The sequence below is a fragment of the Sphingomonas sp. Leaf23 genome (assembly GCF_001421585.1).
In the GTDB taxonomy this organism is placed as follows: domain Bacteria; phylum Pseudomonadota; class Alphaproteobacteria; order Sphingomonadales; family Sphingomonadaceae; genus Sphingomonas.
This window is the reverse complement of sequence record NZ_LMKR01000004.1, coordinates 97,504-118,331: the sequence shown is the minus strand read 5'-3', so window position 1 is coordinate 118,331 and position 20,828 is coordinate 97,504. Positions and strand designations below refer to the sequence as shown.

Here is a 20,828-nt window from a genome sequence, read left to right as displayed (position 1 = left end):
CCACGACATGATGGGGTAGAGGCAGAGCGATGTTGCGTGTCCTGCTGGTCTGTCTTGCCGTGCTGCTGCTGGTCCCGAGCTGGGCGGGCAGCGAACGGCTTCCGCTGTATCGCGGCACGCCGGTCATCCACAGCAGGCCGGTCGCGCTGTTCCCTGACGATCCGAAACGGGTGAAGAACGGCGTCCTGACTTATCTCGGCGGGGTCGAACTGCAGGCATCGGACCCGGCGTTCGGCGGCTTTTCGGCGCTGCATGTCGATGGCGATCGCTTTACCCTGCTGTCGGATGGCGGCTCGCTGGTGCGGTTTCGCATGGGGGCCGATTGGCATGTCCGCGATCCGCAGGTCACCGAACTGGCCGGTCCCGGCACCGGTTGGGAAAAGCGCGACCGCGATACCGAATCGCTCGCCCTGCTGCCGAACGGTGACATGCTGGTCGGCTATGAACGGCATAATCAGGTCTGGCGGTTCGACCGCACCCTGCGCCCCGTCGCCCATGCCGCACCGCCGCTGATGAAGCGATGGTCCGACAATAGCGGGGCCGAGGCGATGGCGCTGATGCCCGACAAATCGGTCGTGGTGATGAGCGAGGCGTATCTGTCGCCGGGCAAATGGGGCTTCGTCGCGCTGCGCTTTCATGGTGGCGATCCGACCGTGGCCGGCGCACGGCCCAGCGTCTTCCACTATTACCCGCCGCTGCACTATGCCGTGTCGGACGCGGCGGCGCTGCCCGACGGGCGGCTGCTGGTGCTGACTCGCAGCGCCAACATCCACGACTTCTTCATCGTGCAGTTGCAGGTCGCCGACATCCGCAACCTGAAACCGGGGGAGGGCGTGAAGGGCAAGACCGTCGCGATCTTCAAGGGCCCCGTCCTCCACGACAATTTCGAAGGGATCGCGCTGACCCGTGAAGGCGGCCGGATGATCCTGTGGATGGTGTCCGACGACAACCAGTCGATGTTCCAGCGGACCTACCTGCTGAAATTCGCTTTGGCGTATTGAGCGTCCACACTGGCGCGAACCGGCGCGCGAACCTATGCTGTGCTGCAGCAAGGGTTGCCGCACGGGGGTGCGGGGGGCTAACGGGCGCATGGCGGCCGTGTGCGGCATAGCGGGGATGGTTCGAATGAAGATCGCGGTTTTTGGCCTGGGCTATGTCGGCATGTCCAACGCCGTCCTGCTGGCACAGCATAACGACGTCGTTGCCGTCGACATTTCGGAAGACCGCGTCGCGCTGGTCAATGACCGCAAGTCACCGATCGTCGATGCCGAGCTGGAACGCTTCCTGGTCGAGCGCACGCTCAACCTGACCGCGACGACCGATGCGGCGCAGGCACTGGCCGGCGCGGACTATGTGATCGTCGCCACCCCGACCAATTACGATGTCGAAACCGACAAGTTCAATACCGGCTCGGTCGAAGCGGTCATCCGCCAAGCGGCGGCTGCCGCCCCGCAGGCGACGATCATCGTCAAGTCGACCATCCCCGTCGGCTTCGTCGACGATGTGCGTCAGCGGCTGAACGCGCCGAACGTGGTCTTCAGCCCCGAATTCCTGCGCGAAGGTCGCGCGCTGTACGACAATCTCCACCCGTCGCGGATCATCGTCGGCGAACGTTCCGACCGCGCGCGCATCTTTGCCGACCTGCTGCTGCAGGGTGCGGAAAAGAAGGATGTGGCCGTCCTGTTCACCGATTCGCGGGAAGCGGAGGCGATCAAGCTGTTCGCCAACACCTATCTCGCGATGCGCGTCGCCTTCTTCAACGAACTCGACAGCTACGCCATTGCCGGCGGCATGGACACGAAGCAGATCATCGAAGGCGTCGGCCTCGATCCGCGCGTCGGCATGCACTACAACAACCCCAGCTTCGGCTATGGCGGCTATTGCCTGCCCAAGGACACGAAGCAGCTGCTGGCGAACTATTCCGAGGTGCCGCAGAACCTGATCCGCGCGATCGTCGACGCGAACCGCACGCGCAAGGATTTCCTGGCCGACCAGATCATCGCCCGCCGCCCGAAGCGCGTCGGCGTCTATCGCCTGACGATGAAGGCCGGATCGGACAATTTCCGCCAGTCGTCGATCCAGGGGATCATGAAGCGGGTGAAGGCCAAGGGGATCGAGGTCGTCGTGTACGAACCCTCGCTCCACGAGGACAATTTCTTCGGATCGCGCGTGGTGAAGGACCTGGGCGCGTTCAAGGCCGAGTGCGACGTCATCATCGCCAACCGCGCCGCCCCCGAACTGGGCGATATCGGCGACAAGCTGTTCACGCGGGATATTTTCGGGTCGGATTGAGGCCGGACTAGGCGTAATCTCCTCCCCGGTACGGGGAGGGGGACCAGCGCAGCTGGTGGAGGGGGCGTGCCCCGCAACGCAATCTCGACGGGAAGCCGGTCGTTGCGGCTGGTGGCATGATGCCGCACCTTCGGACCATGGCCATGCACATCCACTATGCGTCCACCCGCGCGGAGGTGTGGCGCTATTACTGGCGGTTGTGGCGGCAACGGATGTGGAAGGCGCACTTGGCGGTCTTCGTGGTGCTGGCGACGCTGCTCTTTGCGCATCTGTCGGAGCGTGACTGGCCCATAGCGGCTGGCCTGACGGCCGCCGTGCTGGCCAACTGCATCCCGCTGGTCTGCTTCATCCTGTACCCGATGCTGCGCTTCAACCCGGAAGTCCGCGAACTTTCGGCGACGGCAGACGGGCTCCAGACCTCGATCGGCCGGCGGCACGCCGCAATACCGTGGTGCGACATTGCGGCGATCGAATCGGTCGACGGGACGCTCGTGATCCGGCGGTCGGATTTCAACGGGCTGATCGTGCCCGCCCGCGCGTTCGCAAGCGACGAGGCTCGGCTAGCGTTCGAACGATTCGTGCGCGCGCAGGTCGACGCGGCGCACGGCGGTTGAGCCGCTCCCCGCTGTCCTGTGCTGCTGTCACAAACCGCCGCGGCGGCGTCGATTGCCCGCGTCGATACTGACCGCTAGGCTGGCGAGGTCGGACAAGGAGGCAGTGGATGATGCGGCAACGACTAGAACGCTGGGGCAACGTTGCGCTGGTGCTGGCCGGTATCTGCACCGCGTTCGAATATGGTCCGCGCGCGGCCTATGCCGTCGGCCTGTGGGTCGGGTCGCACTGACGACCCTGCCGGCGCCGTTCCTGCGCACCTCGGTCGGAGAGGCTTGGCGCGAGTAGCCCGCCGCTTTCAATGGGAAAAATCTGTCAGGCACCGCCCACGACAAAACCCGCCGGGTCGCTATGCAGCGCCCCGGCGGGTCCGTCTTGTAACCGGCGTGACCGAATCAGGCGGCTGCGGCGGTTGCCGCGGCGGCCTTCTTCTTCACGTCGCGCTTCAGGCGGCGGGCACGCAGCGACAGGTCGTCGTCGCTGGTCTTCAGCAGCCAGTTGTCGAGGCCGCCGACATGCTCGACCGAACGCAGGCCGTGGGTCGACACGCGCAGGCGGATCGAGCGCTCCAGCGCTTCCGACATCAGCGTGACGTTCTGCAGGTTCGGCAGGAACGTGCGCTTGGTCTTGTTGTTGGCGTGGGAAACATTGTGACCCACCTGCCGGCCCTTGCCGGTCAGCTCGCAGATGCGCGACATGATATGATCCTGATTCTGTGTCGGGACACATGCCCCGGAAAGACGGCGCGGATAGCGTCGAACGGCGTCCGCGTCAACCACAAGGGCACGCGTGCAACCCGCGCCGCCACGACTGCGTTGTTACGGCAACGATTCAGACGATGACAAGATCGGGAGACGGTAGATGCGCGGATTTCTGGGGCTGCTGGGCGTGGTCGTGCTGATCGTCGCAGGGCTGATGGCGTTCAATTTCATCAACATCGACCAGACGCAGCGCGCCGCGTTGCCGCAGGTGAAGCTAGAGGGCGGGCAGGCACCCAAATTCGACGTCGAGGTCGGCAAGGTCGAGGTCGGCACCGTCAACAAATCGGTAGAGGTGCCGGCGATCAAGGTCGAAAAGCCCGCCGGCCAGTAACAACTGGCTGACGGCGGCGGGTGCTGGCAAGGGAGGCGGCATGTTCGATGCCGCCCCGATGCGCCACGCGCTTGCCGCCGCCCGCGCCGCCGCCGATTCGGGCGAGGTACCGGTCGGCGCGGTCGTGATGCGGCAGGGCCAAGTGATCGCCACCGCCGCCAACGCGCCGCGCGCGTTGGCCGATCCGACCGCTCACGCCGAAATCCTGGCGCTTCGCGCCGCCGCGCAGGCGCTTGGCCGCGACCGGCTGGAGGATTGCGACCTTTGGGTGACGCTGGAGCCGTGCGCGATGTGCGCTGGTGCAATCGCGCATGCCCGCATCGCCCGGCTCTATTATGGCGCGCCCGATGCGAAGGGCGGGGCGGTCGAGCATGGCCCGCGCTTCTTCACCCAGCCGACCTGCCACCATCGCCCCGACATCTATCCCGGCATCGCCGAGGCCGAATCGGCGGCGCTGTTGCGCAATTTCTTCGCCAACCGACGCGGCGTTTGACCACGCGATATACGGATCATATATGGTTCGTATATCGAAAGGATGGCGATGGGTATCGTGAAGATTGACAACGCGCTGCACGAGGAAGTGCGGCGGGCGAGCGGGGTGCTGTGCCGCTCGATCAACGCACAGGCCGAATTCTGGATGACGATCGGCATGATCGCCGAGGCCAATCCCGACCTGTCGTTCAACCAGATTGTCCGCAGCCGCCTCGCCGCCGCGCAGGTGCGTGCGGTCGCCGCCTGACATGGTGAAGTCCCCCGCCGAACTCGACCTGATGCGTGTGTCGGGCCGGCTGCTCGCATCCGTGTTCGAGATGCTCGACCGCCAGCCGCTGGCCGGCATGTCGACGCTCGCGATCAACGATCTGGTCGAACGCTTCATCGTCGACGACTGCGCCGCGCGCCCGGCGAGCAAGGGGCAATATGGCTTTGCCTATGTCCTCAACAGCTCGATCAACGACGTGGTGTGTCACGGCGTGCCCGATGCGGCGGCGATCGTGAGGGACGGCGATATCGTGAACCTCGACATCACGCTGGAAAAGGACGGCTTCATCGCCGATTCGTCCAAGACCTATCTGGTCGGCAGCGTCTCTCCGCAGGCGCGGCGGCTGGTACAGGCGGCGCAGGGCGCGATGTGGGCCGGCATCGCACAGGTCCGCCCCGGCGCGCGGCTGGGCGACATCGGCGCGGCGATCGAACGCCATGCGAAGAAACAGGGCTATAGCGTGGTGCGCGAATATTGCGGCCACGGCATTGGCCGGGAAATGCACGAGGAGCCTTCGGTCCTGAACTTCGGCCGTCCCGGCACCGGCGCGGTGCTGCACGAGGGGATGACCTTCACCATCGAACCGATGGTCAATCAGGGATCACGCAAGGTGGTGCAGGAGGACGACGACTGGACCGTCGTCACCGCCGACGGAAAGCTGTCGGCGCAGTTCGAACACACCGTCGCGGTGACCGCGACCGGGGTGGAGGTGCTGACGCTGCGTAGCGACGAGACGCCGCCGCGCCGCTTTTGATCGGTGGGCGTAACCGCATAAGAACCGTCACCCCGGCCTTGAGCCGGGGTCCCGCTTCTTTCTCCACCGTCGCGAGAGAAGCGGGACCCCGGATCAAGTCCGGGGTGACGAAGAGGGCCAAACTAGTGATGGCTTACCGCAGCTGATCCTGCTCGATCGGCACGATCTTGATCTCGACGCGGCGGTTCTCGGCGCGGCCTTCCTCGGTTTCGTTCGACGCGATCGGCTGGGTCTCGCCAAAACCGCGCGTGCCGATGCGGGCCGACTGCACGCCACGCGACGTCAGATAGGTTGCAACCGACGATGCGCGGCGTTCCGACAGCGTCTGGTTATACGCGTCCGATCCGGTCGAATCGGTGTGGCCGTACACGTCGATATAGGTCTGGTTGTAGTCGCGCAGCACGTCGGCAACCTGATCCAGCGTCGAGCGGAACTGCGGCTGCACATTGGCACTGTCATAGGCGAACGTGATTCCGGCAGGCATGTTCAGCACCAGGTCGTCGCCACGCCGCGTCACTTCGACATCGGTGCCGGCGGTGCGGGCGCGCAGATCGCGCTCCTGCTTGTCCATATACGCGCCGATGCCTGCACCGGCGAGGCCGCCGATGCCGGCACCCAGGATCTTTTCGGTCCGGTCGCGCCGGCCACCGACCAGGTCGCCCAGCAGATAGCCGCCGACCGCGCCGCCGATGCCGCCGATCGCCGCGCGCGAGATGCTGCGCTCGCCGGTTTCCGGGTCGGTCACGCAACCGCCGGTCAGCATCGCCGCCGACAGCGCGCCTGCGATCCAGAATTTCGAGCCTTTCGCCATATGCTATTCTCCAACGTATCCGATTTTGTGTCCTGCCCGAAAAAACCGGGCAACGCGCCACTTGTTCCGCAGCCGTTTTGAACGGTTCCTGACGCAGCGGGCGACGTAATCGCACGCCGGCACGCGACTCGCCGGTTGTGCGGGGCGCGGCATTGCGGCATGGATGGGCCAGTTCAATGGAACCTCTCACACCCTTCCCCTGGTTCGACGTCGTCATCATCCTCGCGCTGGTGGCGTTGAACGGCGTGTTCGCCATGTCCGAACTCGCCATCGTTTCTGCGCGCAAGGCACGGCTGGAAGGCCTGGCGAAATCGGGGGGCAGGGGCGCGCAGACCGCGATGCGGCTGGCCGACGATCCCGGCAAGTTCCTGTCGACCGTCCAGATCGGCATCACCCTGATCGGCATCCTGTCGGGCGCCTATTCGGGCGCCAGCCTGGGCGGGCCGGTCGGTGAGCGGCTGGTGCTGCTAGGCCTGCCCGAATCGCTGGCGGCCAATGTCGGCTTCGGCGTGGTCATCGGCGTCACGACCTTTGCCAGCCTCGTGATCGGCGAACTGGTGCCCAAACAGTTCGCGCTGCGCAGTCCGGAGCCGATCGCGGTGCTGGTCGCGGTGCCGATGCTGTGGCTGTCGTACATCACCGCGCCGTTCGTGTGGCTGCTCGACACCACCTCGTCGCTGATCTTCAAGCTGCTGGGCATGAACCGCGAATCGGAAAACCGGGTGACGGCGGAGGAACTGCACCTGCTGGTCGCCGAAGCTAGCAAGTCGGGCGTGATCGAGGAGCATGAGCGCTCGATCATCTCGGGCGTCGTCCGCCTGGCCGACCGGCCGGTGCGCGAGGTGATGACGCCGCGTACCGAGGTCGAATGGCTCGACGTGACGCTGGACGAAGCCGGTATCCGCGCGGCGATGGCGACCACGCCGCACACCCGCCTGCCGGTCGCCGAAGGATCGGTCGATGCGGTGATCGGCGTGGTGCAGGCGCGCGATATCGTCGCGGCGATCTGTCGCGGCGAACCGCTCGACCTGCGCACCCTGCTGCACGAAGCGCCGGTGCTGCCCGATCAGGTCGACGCGATGGACGCGCTGCAGGCGATCCGCCGCGCCGATGTGCCGATGGGCCTGGTCCATGACGAATATGGCCATTTCGAAGGGCTGGTGACGCCCGCCGACCTGCTGCGCGCCATCGCCGGCGACTTCGCTTCGGACGCGGAGGAGGGCGATCACCCGCTGATCGTCCGGCGCGAGGACGGATCGCTGCTGGTATCGGGCCAGACCCCTGCCGACCAGCTGGCCGAACGCATCGGCATCGACCTGCCCGAGGACCGCGACTATGCCACCGTCGCCGGCCTCGCGCTGGCGGTGCTCAAGCACCTGCCGACCGAGGGCGAGTATTTCACCGAACAGGGCTGGCGCTTCGAAATCGTCGACATGGACGGGCGCAAGATCGACAAGCTGCTGGTCGGACAGGTGGCGTAGGCGGTCGGACGGTACGTTGGTGGATAACGGTCTTTTAACGACCCGCCATCTACCCGTGGCGTCGAAAGGTATACGATACCAACGATGATGGCGGCCGAACTGCTCACGCTGGTGACGAACCATATGCGTCACGGCATCGTCGTGTATGACGCCGAAGAGCGGATCGTGCTCATCAACCGCCACGTCAGTCGCATCGTCGGCTTTCCGGAAGCGGCGGTCTCGGTCGGATCGACGCTGCGCGATTATCTTACCTGTTCGGCCAAGGTGGTCGGCTGGTCACCGGAGCGGCTGGAAGGGGTGATCGACAATCACCGCCTTTGGGCCCGTACCGGCCAGCCTCGCCAGTTCGACCATCATTTCGACGACGGCAAGATTTTCGAGATCAGCTTCACGCCGCTGGGGCAGGGCGGTGCCGTCCTCACGTTCGCCGACGTCAGCCATGAACGGCACCTGCACCGCATCGGCGATCGCCGCGAATCGCTGACTCGCGAAGCCGGCACGATGCTGCGCCGGGTCGCCGAGATCGCTGCGCAGAACCGGGTCGTCGCGTTCAACGCCAGCATTGAGGCGGCCCGCATCGGCGAGGGCGGGCGCGCCTTCGCTGTCGTCGCCGACGAGGTGCGAAGCCTGTCGCGCCAGACATCCGACGTATTGCACGACATCAGCCACGTCATCGAGGAATCGCTGCGGCAGATGTAGGCCGCCCGGGGTGCGGACGGCGGGGTGTCCGGGATCCTACAGCTTCCCGAACGTCGCCTCGAACCCCGCCACATCGCCCGCCGCCAGGAACCGCGCCTGTTCGACCCAGCGGTCCTTGGCCATGCGCGGCGCGAACATGCCCAGCTGCGCGGCGACCGCTTCGGCCCGTGCCGCATCCAGCGTCGCCAGCGTTGCGATATCCGGCACGCCCTGTTCGACCAGCATCGCCGCGACCTTCGGCCCCAGCCCCTTCAGACGGATGAGATCGGTCGCGCCAGCCGCCGGGGCAGCGGGGGCAGGGGGCGTCGTTACCGCGACTGGGACCGGCGCCACGATCGGCTCCGCTACCGGTTCGACCGGCGCGGCGGGGGCGGGGGCCGGGGCCGGGGCCGGGGCCGGGGCCACGACCGGCTCGACCCGTGCAGGCGGCGGTGCCGCCACCCGCTCGACGGTGGCGGGCACAGGCGCGACCGGCGCTACCGCACGGGGGCTCTCGACCGCCGCCGGCTCCTCGACCGAGGTGTCGCCCCGCTCCAGATGCCCGCCATCCTCCAGCTCGCGCACACCCTGCCGCCGGGCGCGGGCGAGCTTCATGCCATAGGCGATGCCGATGATCGTCACCACCGCCAGCACGGCGATGATGACGAGATTCACCGTCGTCAGCGCGCCCAGGAAACCGGGCGATTGCAGGGGGGAGGTGCTGTCCATCGTCTCAATCCTTCATCGCCGCTTCGCGCGCGACTTCGCGCCAGCCGATGTCGCGGCGGCAGAAGCCCGGAAAGTCGAGCGCATCGACCGCCCGGTACGCCGCACCTTGCGCAGCGGTTACATCGGCCCCGCGCCCGGTCACGGCCAGCACCCGGCCACCGGCGGTCACAACGCCTGCACCCGCCGATCGGGTTCCCGCGTGAAACACGGTCGCGCCGGTCGCCTCCGCCGCCTCGATCCCGCCGATCGGACGCCCCGTCTCCGGCGTGCCCGGATAGCCCGGTGCTGCCATCACCACCGTCAGCGCGGTATCGTCGCTGAACACCGGTGGCTCGACCGTGCTCAGCGTCCCCTGCGCCACCGCCAGCAGCACCGGCAGCAGGTCGCTGTCCAGCCGCGCCATCAGCACCTGACATTCGGGATCGCCGAACCGGGCGTTGTATTCGATCAGCTTGGGCCCCCGATCGGTCAGCATCAGTCCGGCATAGAGGACGCCGGAATAGGGCGTACCGCGCGCGGCCATTGCCGCTACGGTCGGTGCGACGATCGTGTCGATCGCCAGTTTTTCGAGCGCCGGGGTCAGCACCGGCGCGGGGGAGTATGCCCCCATGCCGCCGGTGTTCGGCCCGGTATCGCCGTCGCCGACCCGCTTGTGGTCCTGCGCCGATCCGAACGGCAGCAGCGTGACGCCATCGGTCAGCACGAACAGGCTGGCTTCCTCGCCCGCCAGAAACTCCTCGATCACCGCCTCGCCACCGGGCTGTTCGAAGATCGCGGCCAGCGCGCCTTCGGCCTCGGCCCGGTCCATCGCCACCGTAACGCCCTTGCCCGCCGCCAGCCCGTCGGCCTTGATGACGACGGGAAGCGAAAAGGGGGAGAGGGCGGCAATCGCGCTGTCGAGGTCGGTCACGCGGACATAGCCGGCGGTCGGGATATCCGCCTCACGGCACAGATCCTTGGTATAGCCCTTCGACCCTTCCAGCTGCGCGGCGGCAGCCGATGGCCCGAACGTCGCGATTCCCGCGGCACGCAGATCATCGGCCAGTCCTGCTACCAGCGGCGCTTCCGGCCCGACCACCACCAGCTTGACCGCATGTTCGGCGCAGAACCGCACCACTGCGGCGTGATCGGTCACCTCCAGCGGCACCAGCGTCGCGTGATGGGCGATGCCGGGGTTGCCGGGCGCGGCATAAAGCGTATCGAGGAGCGGCGAGCGCGCCAGCTTCCACGCCAGCGCATGTTCGCGCCCACCCGATCCGATCAACAGGACATTCATGGACGATCGTTTCCCCGATTTTACCTCGAGCCGGCTCGTAGCCGAGCCGCGCGCGAACGACAACGCCGCGCCCGAAAGCGTCAGCGAACTCGCCGGCCGGCTGAAGCGCATGGTCGAGGGGGAGTTCGGCCGCGTCCGCCTGCGCGGCGAAATCTCGGGCTACAAGCGCGCCTCGTCGGGCCATGTCTATCTGGCGCTGAAGGACGATGCCGCGCTGATCGACGGCGTGATGTGGCGCGGATCGGCCGGCCGCCTTGCCTTCACCCCGCAGGACGGCGTGGAGGTGATCGCGACCGGCAAGCTCACCACCTATCCCGGTCGCTCGCGCTATCAGATCGTGATCGACCATCTGGAGCTGGCGGGCGAAGGCGCACTGATGGCGTTGCTGGAGAAGCTGAAGGCAAAGCTGGCGGGCGAGGGACTGTTCGACGCGGCCAAGAAGCGTCCGCTCCCGTTCCTGCCGCGCACCATCGGCATCGTCACCTCGCCGACCGGCGCGGTCATCCGCGACATCCTCCACCGCCTCGCCGATCGCTGCCCGACCCATGTGCTGGTCTGGCCGGTCAAGGTGCAGGGCGAAGGGGCAGCGGCGGAGATCGCGGCGGCGGTGCGGGGGTTCGGCGCACTGCCGGAGGACGGGCCGGTGCGTCGCCCCGACCTGCTGATCGTCGCGCGCGGCGGCGGGTCGATCGAGGATCTGTGGTGCTTCAACGAGGAAGTCGTGGTCCGCGCGGTCGCCGCCTCGCCGATCCCGGTCATCTCGGCGGTAGGGCATGAGACCGACACGACGCTGTGCGACCATGCCGCCGATCTCCGCGCGCCGACGCCGACCGCCGCCGCTGAACTGGCCGTGCCGGTGCGCGCCGACCTTGCCCACAGCATCGCCACGCTGGCGCTGCGGACGGAGCGGTGCGCGCGGCGCTATCACGACCGCGGGCGTGAACAGCTGGCCGCGCTGGTCCGCGTCATGCCCCGCCGCGACGCGCTGCTGGGCCCGCAGCGCCAGCGGCTGGACGATGCCGCCGGCCGCCTGTCGCTGGCGCTCGAACGCCGCGTAACCACTGCCCGGCGCAATCTCGACCGCCACGGCCATGCGCTGCGCCCCGCCATGCTGACGCAGCGGCTGGCGCAGGCCCGCGCCCGCTTCGACGGCACCGCCCGCATGCTGGAGCAGGTGAACCCCGACAACCTGCTGCAAAAAGGCTATGTCCGCGTCGTCGCCAAGACGAACGGTAAGACGGTGGCGACTGCCGCCGATGCCCGCGCCGCCGGCGCGCTCCAGCTCCACTTCCGCGACGGCGTGCTGGACGCGAAGGTTGAGCGTGCCGGGGGCCGCGCCTATGTCGAGCCCACGCAACCCACCCTGCTCTGATCCGGACACCCCCATGCTGAAGCCTGAAAGCCGCCCCGCCAAGCTCCATTACCTCACCAACAACTTCCGGGTGCTGGCCGATGGCGACTTCGTGACCTGCGCGGTCACCGGCGCCCGTATCCCGCTCGAAGAACTGCGCTACTGGAATGCGGAGCGGCAGGAGGCCTATTTCGATGCCGAAGCGTCGACCAAGGCGCTGGCACCGGAGTGATCGTTGCCGCCGCCCTGATCGTGGCGGCCCCCGCCGCGATCCTGCTCGACGGCACGCCGGGGCAGGGCGCGGTGCTGACCGGCAGCGTGGCCCCCGGCGCAACGCTGCAACTGGACGGGCAACCGGTCGCGGTCGCTGCCGACGGCCGTTTCCTGATCGCGTTCGACCGCGACGCCGGGCCTGCCGCGACGCTGATCGCGACGCTCCCCGATGGGCAGCGCATCGTTCGTCCACTCAGCGTCGCAGCCCGCAGCTGGCGGATCGAGCGGTTGCCGACCTTGCCGCGCGTGTCGCAACCCTCTGCCGAATTCCAGCGCCGCCGCGCCCCCGAACTCGGGCAGATCAACGCCGCGCGCGATCGGGCGACCGACGCGCAGGGGTGGCGGCAACGCTTCGCCTGGCCGGTGAAGGGCCGCATCTCCGGCCTGTTCGGCTCGCAGCGCATCTATGCCGGCGAACCCGGCGCGTACCATTCGGGCGTCGATGTCGCCCGGCCGACCGGCACGCCGGTCGCCGCGCCCGCCGATGGCGTCGTCATCCTCGCCGCATCCGCGCCGTTCACGCTGGAGGGCAACCTCCTGATGATCGACCATGGCATGGGGCTGAACAGCGCGTTCCTGCACCTGTCGCGGATCGACGTGAAACCCGGCGACCACGTGCGGCAGGGGCAGGTCGTCGGCGCGATCGGCGCGACCGGCCGCGCGACGGGTCCGCACCTGCACTGGGGCATGAAATGGCATGACGCGCGGATCGATCCGCTGCTGCTCGCCGGGCCGATGACGCCCTGACGGAACCGCCCGTGACCCCAAAACATTCCGCATCTGAATCAAAGGGGATTTCGACCATGCTGCGTGCCGCCTTGCTCACCGCCATCGCCGCCACCGCCCTTGCCGGCTGCACCACCACCACCGCGACGGGGCCGAGCGCGGGCCGCACCGCCACCGCGTCGCTGCGTACCGCCGCCGGGGCCGATGTCGGCACCGTGACCGCGACCGAGATGGCGGGCGGTATCCAGATCAGGATCGACGCGCGCGGCATGCCCGCCGGGATGCACGGCGCGCACGTCCACACCGTGGGCCGCTGCGACGCGCCCGACTTCACCACCGCCGGCGGACACTGGAACCCCACGGGCAAGCAGCACGGCACCAGCAACCCCGCCGGCCCGCACGCCGGGGATGCGCCCAACCTGACCATCGGTGCCGATGGGTCGGGATCGGTCACGATCATGCTGCCCGCCGGCACGATGGACGGGCTGCTCGATGCCGATGGATCGGCGTTCGTGATCCATGCCGGTGCCGACGACTATAAGACCGATCCGTCGGGCAATTCGGGCGGTCGCATCGCCTGTGGGGTGTTCGCCGCCGCCTGATTGCATGGCCGGCCCGGGCGGCGCATAGCGGGGCCATGACCTCGCGACGCTCCGTTCTGGCCGGCATGGCCGCCACCGCCACCTTGTCCGCCCTGCCCGTCCGGGCGCAGGGGTGGCGGCAGGCGCTGATCGCCGGCACCTATGCCGCAAAGGGCGGGGCGGGCGTGTATCGCCTGCCCGCATCGGGCCGCAGCTGGAGCGTCGGCGCGGCCGATCCCGCGCTCAAGGACGCATCGTTCGGGGTGTCGCGCGGCGACATGCGCTATTTCGTCCGCGAGTTCACGGCAGGGCGGATGGTCGCCACCGACCGCGACGGCAAGATCCTCGCCGACCTGCCGAGCGGCGGCGACGATCCCTGCCACATCGCCATCGCCCCCAACGGCGCGCTGCTGGCGGTCGCCAATTATTCGTCGGGCACCGTCGCGCTCTATCCGCTCGCCGCCGGCATGCCGCAGCCGCCGATCGTCCGCCAGCACAAGGGCACCGGCCCGCGCACCGATCGACAGGCTGGCCCGCACGCCCACTGGGTCGGCTTCACCCCCGACAACCGCTTCCTCCACGCGGTCGACCTGGGCGCCGATGCCGTCTTCGCCTATCCGCTGTCGACCGGGGAGATCGGCGATCCGGCGATCGCATGGCGCGCGCCTGCCGGATCGGGGCCACGCCATCTCGCCTATCACCCGACGCTGCCGATCGGCTATGTCGTCACCGAATTCGCCAACACGCTGACCACGCTCGACGCGCAGGCCGACGGCACGCTGACGGCGCGCGCCACCACCTCGCTGCTCCCGCCCGACTGGCAGGGCACGTCCTATGGCGCGCATATCGCGATCGATAGCGCCGGCCGCCGCCTCTATGCCTCGAACCGCGGGCACAACAGCATCGCGGTGTTCGACCTGGCCGAGGACGGCAGCGCGACGCTGGCCCAGCATATCCCGTGCGGCGGCGACTGGCCGCGCTTCTTCCTGCTGCTGGAGGATAGCGGGCAGCTGCTGGTCGCCAACGAACGCAGCGGCAACGTGGCGATCTTCGACCTGACCTATGACGGCCGCCTGCGCGCTACCCCTGCGCGCATCGCGGTGCCGGGCGTGGTGTTCCTCGACCGGGCGTAATTACCCCAGCCGGTCGACCACCCCCGCCAGCTTCTCGTCCAGCACGCCCAGCATCGCGGTCCACCCGCCAATCGCCTCCAGCTCGCCCGGCCCGTCCGAAATGCCGCGCAGCCCCAGCACCGGCACGCCGAACCGCGCGCAGGCCCGCACCACGGCATAGGTTTCCATGTCGACCATATCGGCATCGATAGCGGCATAGTCGTCGCCCCCGACGATATCCGCGCCCGTCGACAGCCGCGCCACCGGCCAGTCGAGCGGGGTGTTGAGCGGCAGCACCGCCCCGAAGTCGGCGAATGGCACCACGCCCTTCGCAAAGCCGATCCGCGACGCATCCATGTCGCGCCACGACACGCTGGCGACCTGCCACACCGACCCCAGCGGCAGCGTGCGCGACCCCGCCGACCCGATCGACACGATCAGGTCGGGCAGGGCGTCCATTCCGGCCAGCGCCTGCGCCGTCCCCACCGCCGCCTCGACCGGCCCCACCCCGGTAATCACCGGTACGAACCGTTCAGCCAGGCAGGGGCCATATTCGTGGCCCGTCGCCATGATGAACAGCACCCGCCGCCCCCCGATCCGCGTCGCCTGCATCGCCATTCCCCTGTTGCAATGGCGCCGTGGTGGCGACAGGGGCGGGCGCGGGCAAGGCCTTGCGTGCCTCTTCCTTGGCCAATCGCCGCCTGAACGCCTTCAGATTGGCCATCAGCAGCGCATCGGTTTCCGCCTCCGTCGCCCGATCCCACCCTTTGCTCGCCGGGAACCCGTGGGCTTCCGTTTCCGGCGCTGCCGTCACACCGCGCGTCAGCAACAGCCGCAGCAAGCCGTCTCGCCCAGCGCCCACAGAAACGCCCGCCGCCGCTGCGGCGTCCACCCGTCATTACCTGCCCTCCACTGCTGAAAGGGGAGCGTTACGCGAACAAGGACCTTGTAGGAAAATGGGCAGTCCTTCGGAACCGCCCGCTTGCCCATGACGGGCTCGCACCCGCCTACTCCGACAAATTCTCTCGATATCGCTATTGCAAATCGAAATCATTTGTGATGGACTAAAACTGGGGTCTACTGCGCCCATCAGGCGGATTCACCCACTTCCCCCCGCCGGACACGGTTGCTAAGGGCCACGGGTACAGCTCGATAACCTACCCGCGGCGGCCATTCCGTCGACGGCCCTCGGCCCGTCGAATCCCGCCCGCGACCAACTGGGAAGGATCCGCATGACCGCCATTGGCCAGGACACGCTCGGCACCCGCGACACGCTCGATGTCGGCGGCAAGACCTATTCTTATTATTCGCTGGCCAAGGCGTCGGCCAAGCTCGGCGACGTGTCGCGGCTGCCCTTCTCGATGAAGGTGCTGCTGGAGAACATGCTGCGCTTTGAGGACGGCACGACCGTCACGCCCGAGGACGCACAGGCGATCGTCGATTGGCAGAAGGACGCCCGGTCGGATCGCGAAATCCAGTATCGCCCGGCGCGCGTGCTGATGCAGGACTTCACCGGCGTTCCCTGCGTGGTCGACCTCGCGGCAATGCGCGACGCGATCACCACGCTCGGCGGCGACGCGGGGAAGATCAATCCGCAGGTTCCCGTCCACCTCGTCATCGACCACTCGGTCATGGTAGACGAATTCGGCACGCCCAAGGCCGCCGAACAGAATGTCGAGCTGGAATATCAGCGCAACATCGAACGCTATGAGTTCCTGAAGTGGGGCTCGAAGGCGCTCGACAATTTCTCGGTCGTGCCCCCGGGCACCGGCATCTGCCACCAGGTGAACCTGGAATATGTGGCCCAAGCGGTGTGGTCGTCGGAATCGACCGACGGTTCGGGCACCATCGCGTACCCAGACACGCTGGTCGGCACCGACAGCCACACGACGATGGTCAATGGTCTGGGCGTGCTCGGCTGGGGCGTGGGCGGTATCGAGGCAGAGGCCGCGATGCTCGGCCAGCCGGTGTCGATGCTGATCCCCGAAGTCGTCGGCTTCAAGCTGACCGGCAAGCTCGGCGAAGGCATCACCGCCACCGACCTCGTGCTGACCGTCACGCAGATGCTGCGCGCCAAGGGCGTGGTTGGCCGCTTCGTCGAATTCTATGGCCCCGGCCTGTCGTCGATGACGCTCGCCGACCGTGCGACGATCGCCAACATGGCGCCGGAATATGGCGCAACCTGCGGCTTCTTCCCGGTCGATGACAAGACGATCGACTATATGCGCCTGACCGCGCGGCCCGAGGAAGTGATCGCGCTGACCGAGGCCTATGCGAAGGCCAATGGCTTCTGGCGCGACGAGAACGCCGTCGACCCGATCTTCACCGACACGCTCGAACTCGACATGTCGACCGTCGTGCCATCGCTCGCCGGCCCCAAGCGCCCGCAGGACCGCGTCGAGCTGCCGAACGTCGACGATGTGTTCAACGCCGATCTGGAAAAGGTCTACAAGAAGGCCGCCGCCGTTCGCACCCCGGTCGAGGGTGCTACCCACGACATCGGCGACGGCGACGTCGTGATCGCCGCGATCACCAGCTGCACCAACACGTCGAACCCGTCGGTGCTGGTCGCCGCCGGTCTGGTCGCGCGCAAGGCGAACAAGCTGGGCCTTCGCCCCAAGCCGTGGGTCAAGACCTCGCTGGCACCCGGTAGCCAGGTCGTCACCGACTATCTCGACAAGGCGGGCCTGACCGCCGACCTGAACGCGGTCGGCTTCAACCTTGTCGGCTATGGCTGCACCACCTGCATCGGCAATTCGGGTCCGCTGGCGGCCCCGATCTCGGCGGCGATCAACGGCAACGATATCGTCGCCGCGTCGGTCCTGTCGGGCAACCGCAACTTCGAAGGCCGCGTGTCGGCCGATGTTCGCGCCAACTTCCTCGCCTCGCCGCCGCTCGTCGTGGCGTATGCGCTGAAGGGCACCGTGACCGAGGATATGGTGTCGACCCCGATCGGGCAGGGCTCGGACGGGCAGGACGTGTTCCTGAAGGACATCTGGCCGTCGAACGAAGAGGTCGCCGACCTGATGGCCGCCAACATCGACGACGGCATGTTCCGTTCGCGCTACGGGAACGTCTATGCCGGCGACAAGCATTGGGCGGGCATCTCGGTCGAGGGGTCTGACACCTACAACTGGCCGACGTCGAGCACCTACATCGCCAACCCGCCCTATTTCGACGGGCTGGGTATGACGCCGAACCCGATCGCCGACATTGTCGAGGCGAAGCCGCTGGCGATCCTCGGCGACTCGATCACCACCGACCACATCTCCCCGGCCGGCTCGATCAAGGCCGACAGCCCGGCGGGCAAGTGGCTCATGGAGCGGCAGGTCGCGCGCAGCGACTTCAACTCCTATGGCGCGCGTCGCGGCAACGACAATGTCATGGTCCGCGGCACGTTCGCGAATATCCGCATCAAGAACGAAATGGTCCCCGGCGTCGAAGGCGGCATGAGCCGCTATGACGGCGAAGTCATGCCGATCTATGACGCGGCGATGCGCCACAAGGCCGACGGCACCCCGCTGGTCGTGATCGCGGGCAAGGAATATGGCACCGGATCGTCGCGCGACTGGGCGGCGAAGGGCACCAACCTGCTGGGCGTCCGCGCGGTCATCACCGAAAGCTTCGAGCGTATCCACCGTTCGAACCTCGTCGGCATGGGCGTGCTGCCGCTGCAGTTCGCCGAAGGCGTGACGCGCCAGACGCTGGGCCTGACCGGTGACGAAACCTTCACGATCACCGGCGTCGCCAACCTGCGCCCGCGCCAGGACGTCGAGGTCGTCATGACCCGCGCCGACGGCACGACCGAAACCTTCGTGACCAAGTGCCGGATCGATACCGTCAACGAGCTGGAATATTTCCTGAACGGCGGCATCCTGCAGTACGTGCTGCGCAAGCTGGCCGCGTAAGCGGTCCAGCCTGACGGCGACAAAAAGGCCGCGTCTCCTGATCGGAGGCGCGGCCTTTTTCGTTTGGCGAGCTGGCGGTCGATCGCCCCTCGTCGAACTAGATGTCATGCCGGCAAGGGCTGGGATTTCCCGGTTATAGGCGGGGCAGGACATTCCGTCAGGCGCACACGCCCTCGGCCCTGTCCTACAGCATCGCGATCCGCGTATAGCCGCAGCGGCTCTTTCTCACCGTCGACCCGTCGCGCATCGATCGCCCGAACCGCAAGCGGCACGAACTGCGCACGAGTGTGAACTTAGTGAACTTTGGACGCGCCTTGCGCCCCATATCGACTGGAGGCGGGGTTACGCCATCGCAAGCGGTGCTGCTGGAACCGCCGGGCGGCTGCGGTGGAACACCCGCTCGACATAGGTCCACAACAGCGTGGCGATCACCGTCGAAATGCCCAGGATGAACGCGAAGTACGACAGCCGCTCGACCGCGAAGTTCAGCACGCCGATCCCCAGATTAGCTTCGAACCAATAGGGTTTGAGCTGGTCGGCGAGGATGCCGTGGCACAGATACAGGCTGTACGAGATCGCGCCGTAGAATTTGAGGATGCGATGGTCGAGGAACCGCACCACAGCCGAGGACTGGTGCGTGACGATATGGCCGAGGATGACGCACACCGCGATCAGCTGCACGATCGGCTGCGCGAACAGCGTGACCGGATTGCCGCTGAGCCACTGTGCAGGCATCGGCGCCAGCACGGCGCAGATGGCAACGGAAACCAGGAAGGCGGGAAACCCGAGCAGTCCCTTGAACGACCGCCCCTCCCGCCACGACAGCGCCAGCCATCCGCCCGCCGACGCCATCGAAAAACCGACCAGCGGCAACCGGTCGACGCTGAAGGCCGAAATCAGCCACGGCATCTGTCCCAGCGCCAGCGCCAGGACCAGCAACACGACCGCCGCCGCGCCCAGCAGCGGACGATGCCGCGCCGAAGGGGTGAGCAACAGCAGCGCCGCCGACAGGACATAGAATTGCTGCTCGACCGCCAGCGTCCAGGTATAGCCGAACGCGCCCCAGTCCCCGGTCCACAGGATCAGGTAATTCTGGACATAGGCGATATAGGCCGGGGCGTGCTCCAGCGGCATCTGACCGGTCAGCACCAGCCACGGCAGCGCGAAGGCCAGCACGACATAATAAACCGGACAGATGCGCGCGAACCGGCGCGTCCAGAAATTGCCGAGCGCGGTCCCGGCGGCGATCTCCCGCCGCTCGATCGCCCGGCGCGTATCGAACAGGATCGACAGGATCAGGAAGCCGCTGAGCGCGAAGAACAGGTTGACGGCATAGCCACCGATCTGGGTCCGGCCAGCGACCGTGTGACAGAACACGACCGCGATCGACGCGATCGCGCGAAGTCCGTCGAAACCTGCAATACGCTTGCTCAGCGGACGTCCTTCCCGAAATGCCAGACCGCCGACCTAGGCCGACTCATCACGGCTTGGCAATCGGGCATTTCGCCGCATCCGTACCGTTCCGGGCGCACTGCGGCGCGTCGATCCCCGGATCTGGTACGATAGTTGCCACGTGGCGATCCCGCCGCCGCACAGGGCGACGGGATCGACGGGTTATTTCTGGCAGGCGACGATCGCCTCGATCACGGCCAGCGTTTCCTGCGGATCGCGGATCTTCACCGTGTCCATGCCGGCGGCCTTCGGCGCATAGTCGTTGCCGCCAGGGAAGATCGCGTCGCCGATGAACAGCATGTCGTCGGTGGCGATCCCGCTGATATCGGCCAGCTTGGCAAGGCCGGTCGCCTTGTCGACGCCTTCCTTGGTGATGTCGATCGAGGTCGCACCACCCATGTTGATCGACAGGCCTGGCAGCCGCTGCTTCAGGTCAGCCTGGATGATCTTGCGCTTCTCGAACTTGGGGTCCCAATGTTCCTTGGCGTCGATCGGAGCCTGCTGGCCCAGCGCCGAGAAGGTGATCTGGCTGCCACGATCCTCGATCCGTTCGCCCCAGGTCTGTTCGGGGACGAAGCCCGTCGCCTCCAGCGCGGCATCGAACGCTTCGAGGATCTTGGCCTTGGTCGCATCGTCGAACAGGTCGGCATAGACCGTGTTCCAGCGGCCGTCGCCCCAGGTGTAGAGCTTCGTGCCGCTGGTCGGCATCATCCACAGCCGCGACAGGTCGGCGCGCGCGGGCAGGCGGGTGGCGACCTGCTTCTCGAACTGCGGCCAGTCGCCGCCCGAAATGATCGCGACGTGCGCGACGCCGAGCAGGTCGGCGAGCGCTTCGCCCATCGCCTCGGTCAATTGCTGCTTGCTCTCGGCCAGCGTGCCGTCGAGGTCGAAGGCTACCAGTTGCTTCATGGGATACTCCGGCAGGATCGGCGGGCGCACG

General features: G+C 67.3%; 23 protein-coding genes. 16 read left to right on the top strand and 7 right to left on the bottom strand.

From position 1 onward, the window contains the following. Positions 1-29: 29 nt before the first annotated feature. From ASE67_RS12980 to ASE67_RS18745, 4 genes are all read left to right on the top strand, one after another. On the top strand, positions 30-1,001 hold the full coding sequence (locus tag ASE67_RS12980) for an esterase-like activity of phytase family protein (RefSeq protein ID WP_055762041.1): 972 nt from the start codon (positions 30-32) through the stop codon (positions 999-1,001). A 124-nt stretch (positions 1,002-1,125) separates the two neighbouring features. Further along, entirely contained in the window at positions 1,126-2,292 is a 1,167-nt protein-coding gene (locus tag ASE67_RS12975) for a nucleotide sugar dehydrogenase (RefSeq protein WP_055762038.1), read from the top strand. Positions 2,293-2,429: 137 nt separating this feature from the next. Beyond that, the gene (locus ASE67_RS12970; protein ID WP_055762035.1) at positions 2,430-2,906 is read left to right on the top strand and encodes a YcxB family protein; all 477 of its coding nucleotides are present in this window, start codon (positions 2,430-2,432) and stop codon (positions 2,904-2,906) included. Positions 2,907-3,013: 107 nt separating this feature from the next. Continuing rightward, a complete protein-coding gene (locus ASE67_RS18745; RefSeq protein ID WP_268795375.1) occupies positions 3,014-3,136 on the top strand; it encodes a hypothetical protein in 123 nt (40 codons plus the stop codon). A 163-nt stretch (positions 3,137-3,299) separates the two neighbouring features. Here the strand turns inward: ASE67_RS18745 and rpmB are convergent, their stop codons facing one another. After that, a complete protein-coding gene (rpmB, locus tag ASE67_RS12965; protein ID WP_055762031.1) occupies positions 3,300-3,602 on the bottom strand; it encodes a 50S ribosomal protein L28 in 303 nt (100 codons plus the stop codon). Positions 3,603-3,765: 163 nt separating this feature from the next. Between rpmB and ASE67_RS12960 the strand changes: the two genes are divergently transcribed. From ASE67_RS12960 to map, 4 genes are read left to right on the top strand one after another with little or no spacing between them, the layout of a single operon-like run. After that, entirely contained in the window at positions 3,766-3,996 is a 231-nt protein-coding gene (locus tag ASE67_RS12960; RefSeq protein ID WP_055762028.1) for a hypothetical protein, read from the top strand. 58 nt (positions 3,997-4,054) lie between these two features. After that, positions 4,055-4,489 carry a nucleoside deaminase gene (locus ASE67_RS12955; protein ID WP_055762878.1) on the top strand — a complete coding sequence of 145 codons (435 nt, stop codon included), beginning with the start codon at positions 4,055-4,057 and terminating at the stop codon, positions 4,487-4,489. A gap of 48 nt (positions 4,490-4,537) precedes the next feature. After that, positions 4,538-4,735, top strand: coding sequence for a ParD-like family protein (locus ASE67_RS12950; protein ID WP_055762875.1), 198 nt, complete (start codon positions 4,538-4,540; stop codon positions 4,733-4,735). 1 nt (position 4,736) lies between these two features. After that, on the top strand, positions 4,737-5,510 hold the full coding sequence (map, locus tag ASE67_RS12945; protein WP_055762872.1) for a type I methionyl aminopeptidase: 774 nt from the start codon (positions 4,737-4,739) through the stop codon (positions 5,508-5,510). 133 nt (positions 5,511-5,643) lie between these two features. Here map and ASE67_RS12940 read toward each other — a convergent pair whose 3' ends face one another. Further along, positions 5,644-6,321, bottom strand: a complete 678-nt coding sequence (locus ASE67_RS12940; RefSeq protein WP_055762025.1) for an OmpA family protein — start codon at positions 6,319-6,321, stop codon at positions 5,644-5,646. Between the two features lie 176 nt (positions 6,322-6,497). On the opposite strand from ASE67_RS12940, the gene ASE67_RS12935 reads away from it, so the two are divergent. Next, on the top strand, positions 6,498-7,802 hold the full coding sequence (locus tag ASE67_RS12935; protein WP_055762022.1) for a hemolysin family protein: 1,305 nt from the start codon (positions 6,498-6,500) through the stop codon (positions 7,800-7,802). Positions 7,803-7,889: 87 nt separating this feature from the next. Next, entirely contained in the window at positions 7,890-8,501 is a 612-nt protein-coding gene (locus ASE67_RS18740; RefSeq protein WP_268795374.1) for a PAS-domain containing protein, read from the top strand. Positions 8,502-8,537: 36 nt separating this feature from the next. Here ASE67_RS18740 and ASE67_RS12925 read toward each other — a convergent pair whose 3' ends face one another. Both ASE67_RS12925 and purD read right to left on the bottom strand, forming a co-directional pair. Then, positions 8,538-9,209, bottom strand: a complete 672-nt coding sequence (locus tag ASE67_RS12925; RefSeq protein WP_055762017.1) for a hypothetical protein — start codon at positions 9,207-9,209, stop codon at positions 8,538-8,540. A 4-nt stretch (positions 9,210-9,213) separates the two neighbouring features. Next, on the bottom strand, positions 9,214-10,485 hold the full coding sequence (gene purD, locus ASE67_RS12920; RefSeq protein WP_055762013.1) for a phosphoribosylamine--glycine ligase: 1,272 nt from the start codon (positions 10,483-10,485) through the stop codon (positions 9,214-9,216). Here purD and xseA point away from each other — a divergent pair. The 5 genes from xseA to ASE67_RS12895 are packed head-to-tail and all read left to right on the top strand — an operon-like array spanning position 10,484 to position 14,549. Next, positions 10,484-11,857: an exodeoxyribonuclease VII large subunit gene (gene xseA, locus ASE67_RS12915; protein ID WP_055762010.1), complete on the top strand. Its 1,374-nt coding sequence runs from the start codon at positions 10,484-10,486 to the stop codon at positions 11,855-11,857. The genes purD and xseA overlap by 2 nt on opposite strands. 13 nt (positions 11,858-11,870) lie before the next feature. Beyond that, positions 11,871-12,068, top strand: coding sequence for a DUF2093 domain-containing protein (locus ASE67_RS12910; protein ID WP_055762007.1), 198 nt, complete (start codon positions 11,871-11,873; stop codon positions 12,066-12,068). Further along, entirely contained in the window at positions 12,065-12,856 is a 792-nt protein-coding gene (locus tag ASE67_RS12905) for a M23 family metallopeptidase (protein ID WP_055762004.1), read from the top strand. The genes ASE67_RS12910 and ASE67_RS12905 overlap by 4 nt, the downstream gene beginning before the upstream one ends. A 56-nt stretch (positions 12,857-12,912) precedes the next feature. Then, positions 12,913-13,437 carry a superoxide dismutase family protein gene (locus tag ASE67_RS12900; RefSeq protein ID WP_082457125.1) on the top strand — a complete coding sequence of 175 codons (525 nt, stop codon included), beginning with the start codon at positions 12,913-12,915 and terminating at the stop codon, positions 13,435-13,437. A gap of 35 nt (positions 13,438-13,472) precedes the next feature. Further along, positions 13,473-14,549: a lactonase family protein gene (locus tag ASE67_RS12895; RefSeq protein ID WP_055762000.1), complete on the top strand. Its 1,077-nt coding sequence runs from the start codon at positions 13,473-13,475 to the stop codon at positions 14,547-14,549. On the opposite strand, the gene ASE67_RS12890 is transcribed toward ASE67_RS12895, so the two are convergent. Next, positions 14,550-15,146, bottom strand: coding sequence for a 5'-methylthioadenosine/S-adenosylhomocysteine nucleosidase (locus ASE67_RS12890; RefSeq protein ID WP_055761995.1), 597 nt, complete (start codon positions 15,144-15,146; stop codon positions 14,550-14,552). Positions 15,147-15,760: 614 nt separating this feature from the next. Between ASE67_RS12890 and acnA the strand changes: the two genes are divergently transcribed. Further along, positions 15,761-18,436, top strand: a complete 2,676-nt coding sequence (gene acnA / locus ASE67_RS12885) for an aconitate hydratase AcnA (RefSeq protein WP_055761993.1) — start codon at positions 15,761-15,763, stop codon at positions 18,434-18,436. A gap of 342 nt (positions 18,437-18,778) precedes the next feature. Here acnA and ASE67_RS12880 read toward each other — a convergent pair whose 3' ends face one another. Both ASE67_RS12880 and ASE67_RS12875 read right to left on the bottom strand, forming a co-directional pair. After that, positions 18,779-19,858, bottom strand: a complete 1,080-nt coding sequence (locus ASE67_RS12880; protein ID WP_268795377.1) for an acyltransferase family protein — start codon at positions 19,856-19,858, stop codon at positions 18,779-18,781. Positions 19,859-20,050: 192 nt separating this feature from the next. Next, complete coding sequence (locus tag ASE67_RS12875) at positions 20,051-20,797, bottom strand: HAD-IIB family hydrolase (protein WP_055761987.1); 747 nt, start codon at positions 20,795-20,797, stop codon at positions 20,051-20,053. Between the last annotated feature and the right edge of the window lie 31 nt (positions 20,798-20,828).

Excerpts from the sequence above, each read along its gene's own strand:
- ASE67_RS12980 (WP_055762041.1), top strand. The coding sequence starts at position 30 with ATGTTGCGTGTCCTGCTGGTCTGTCTTGCCGTGCTGCTGCTGGTCCCG.
- ASE67_RS12975 (WP_055762038.1), top strand. The coding sequence starts at position 1,126 with ATGAAGATCGCGGTTTTTGGCCTGGGCTATGTCGGCATGTCCAACGCC.
- ASE67_RS12970 (WP_055762035.1), top strand. The coding sequence starts at position 2,430 with ATGGCCATGCACATCCACTATGCGTCCACCCGCGCGGAGGTGTGGCGC.
- ASE67_RS18745 (WP_268795375.1), top strand. The coding sequence starts at position 3,014 with ATGATGCGGCAACGACTAGAACGCTGGGGCAACGTTGCGCTGGTGCTG.
- rpmB (WP_055762031.1), bottom strand. The coding sequence starts at position 3,602 with ATGTCGCGCATCTGCGAGCTGACCGGCAAGGGCCGGCAGGTGGGTCAC.
- ASE67_RS12960 (WP_055762028.1), top strand. The coding sequence starts at position 3,766 with ATGCGCGGATTTCTGGGGCTGCTGGGCGTGGTCGTGCTGATCGTCGCA.
- ASE67_RS12955 (WP_055762878.1), top strand. The coding sequence starts at position 4,055 with ATGCGCCACGCGCTTGCCGCCGCCCGCGCCGCCGCCGATTCGGGCGAG.
- ASE67_RS12950 (WP_055762875.1), top strand. The coding sequence starts at position 4,538 with ATGGGTATCGTGAAGATTGACAACGCGCTGCACGAGGAAGTGCGGCGG.
- map (WP_055762872.1), top strand. The coding sequence starts at position 4,737 with ATGGTGAAGTCCCCCGCCGAACTCGACCTGATGCGTGTGTCGGGCCGG.
- ASE67_RS12940 (WP_055762025.1), bottom strand. The coding sequence starts at position 6,321 with ATGGCGAAAGGCTCGAAATTCTGGATCGCAGGCGCGCTGTCGGCGGCG.
- ASE67_RS12935 (WP_055762022.1), top strand. The coding sequence starts at position 6,498 with ATGGAACCTCTCACACCCTTCCCCTGGTTCGACGTCGTCATCATCCTC.
- ASE67_RS18740 (WP_268795374.1), top strand. The coding sequence starts at position 7,890 with ATGGCGGCCGAACTGCTCACGCTGGTGACGAACCATATGCGTCACGGC.
- ASE67_RS12925 (WP_055762017.1), bottom strand. The coding sequence starts at position 9,209 with ATGGACAGCACCTCCCCCCTGCAATCGCCCGGTTTCCTGGGCGCGCTG.
- xseA (WP_055762010.1), top strand. The coding sequence starts at position 10,484 with ATGGACGATCGTTTCCCCGATTTTACCTCGAGCCGGCTCGTAGCCGAG.
- purD (WP_055762013.1), bottom strand. The coding sequence starts at position 10,485 with ATGAATGTCCTGTTGATCGGATCGGGTGGGCGCGAACATGCGCTGGCG.
- ASE67_RS12910 (WP_055762007.1), top strand. The coding sequence starts at position 11,871 with ATGCTGAAGCCTGAAAGCCGCCCCGCCAAGCTCCATTACCTCACCAAC.
- ASE67_RS12900 (WP_082457125.1), top strand. The coding sequence starts at position 12,913 with ATGCTGCGTGCCGCCTTGCTCACCGCCATCGCCGCCACCGCCCTTGCC.
- ASE67_RS12895 (WP_055762000.1), top strand. The coding sequence starts at position 13,473 with ATGACCTCGCGACGCTCCGTTCTGGCCGGCATGGCCGCCACCGCCACC.
- ASE67_RS12890 (WP_055761995.1), bottom strand. The coding sequence starts at position 15,146 with ATGGCGATGCAGGCGACGCGGATCGGGGGGCGGCGGGTGCTGTTCATC.
- acnA (WP_055761993.1), top strand. The coding sequence starts at position 15,761 with ATGACCGCCATTGGCCAGGACACGCTCGGCACCCGCGACACGCTCGAT.
- ASE67_RS12875 (WP_055761987.1), bottom strand. The coding sequence starts at position 20,797 with ATGAAGCAACTGGTAGCCTTCGACCTCGACGGCACGCTGGCCGAGAGC.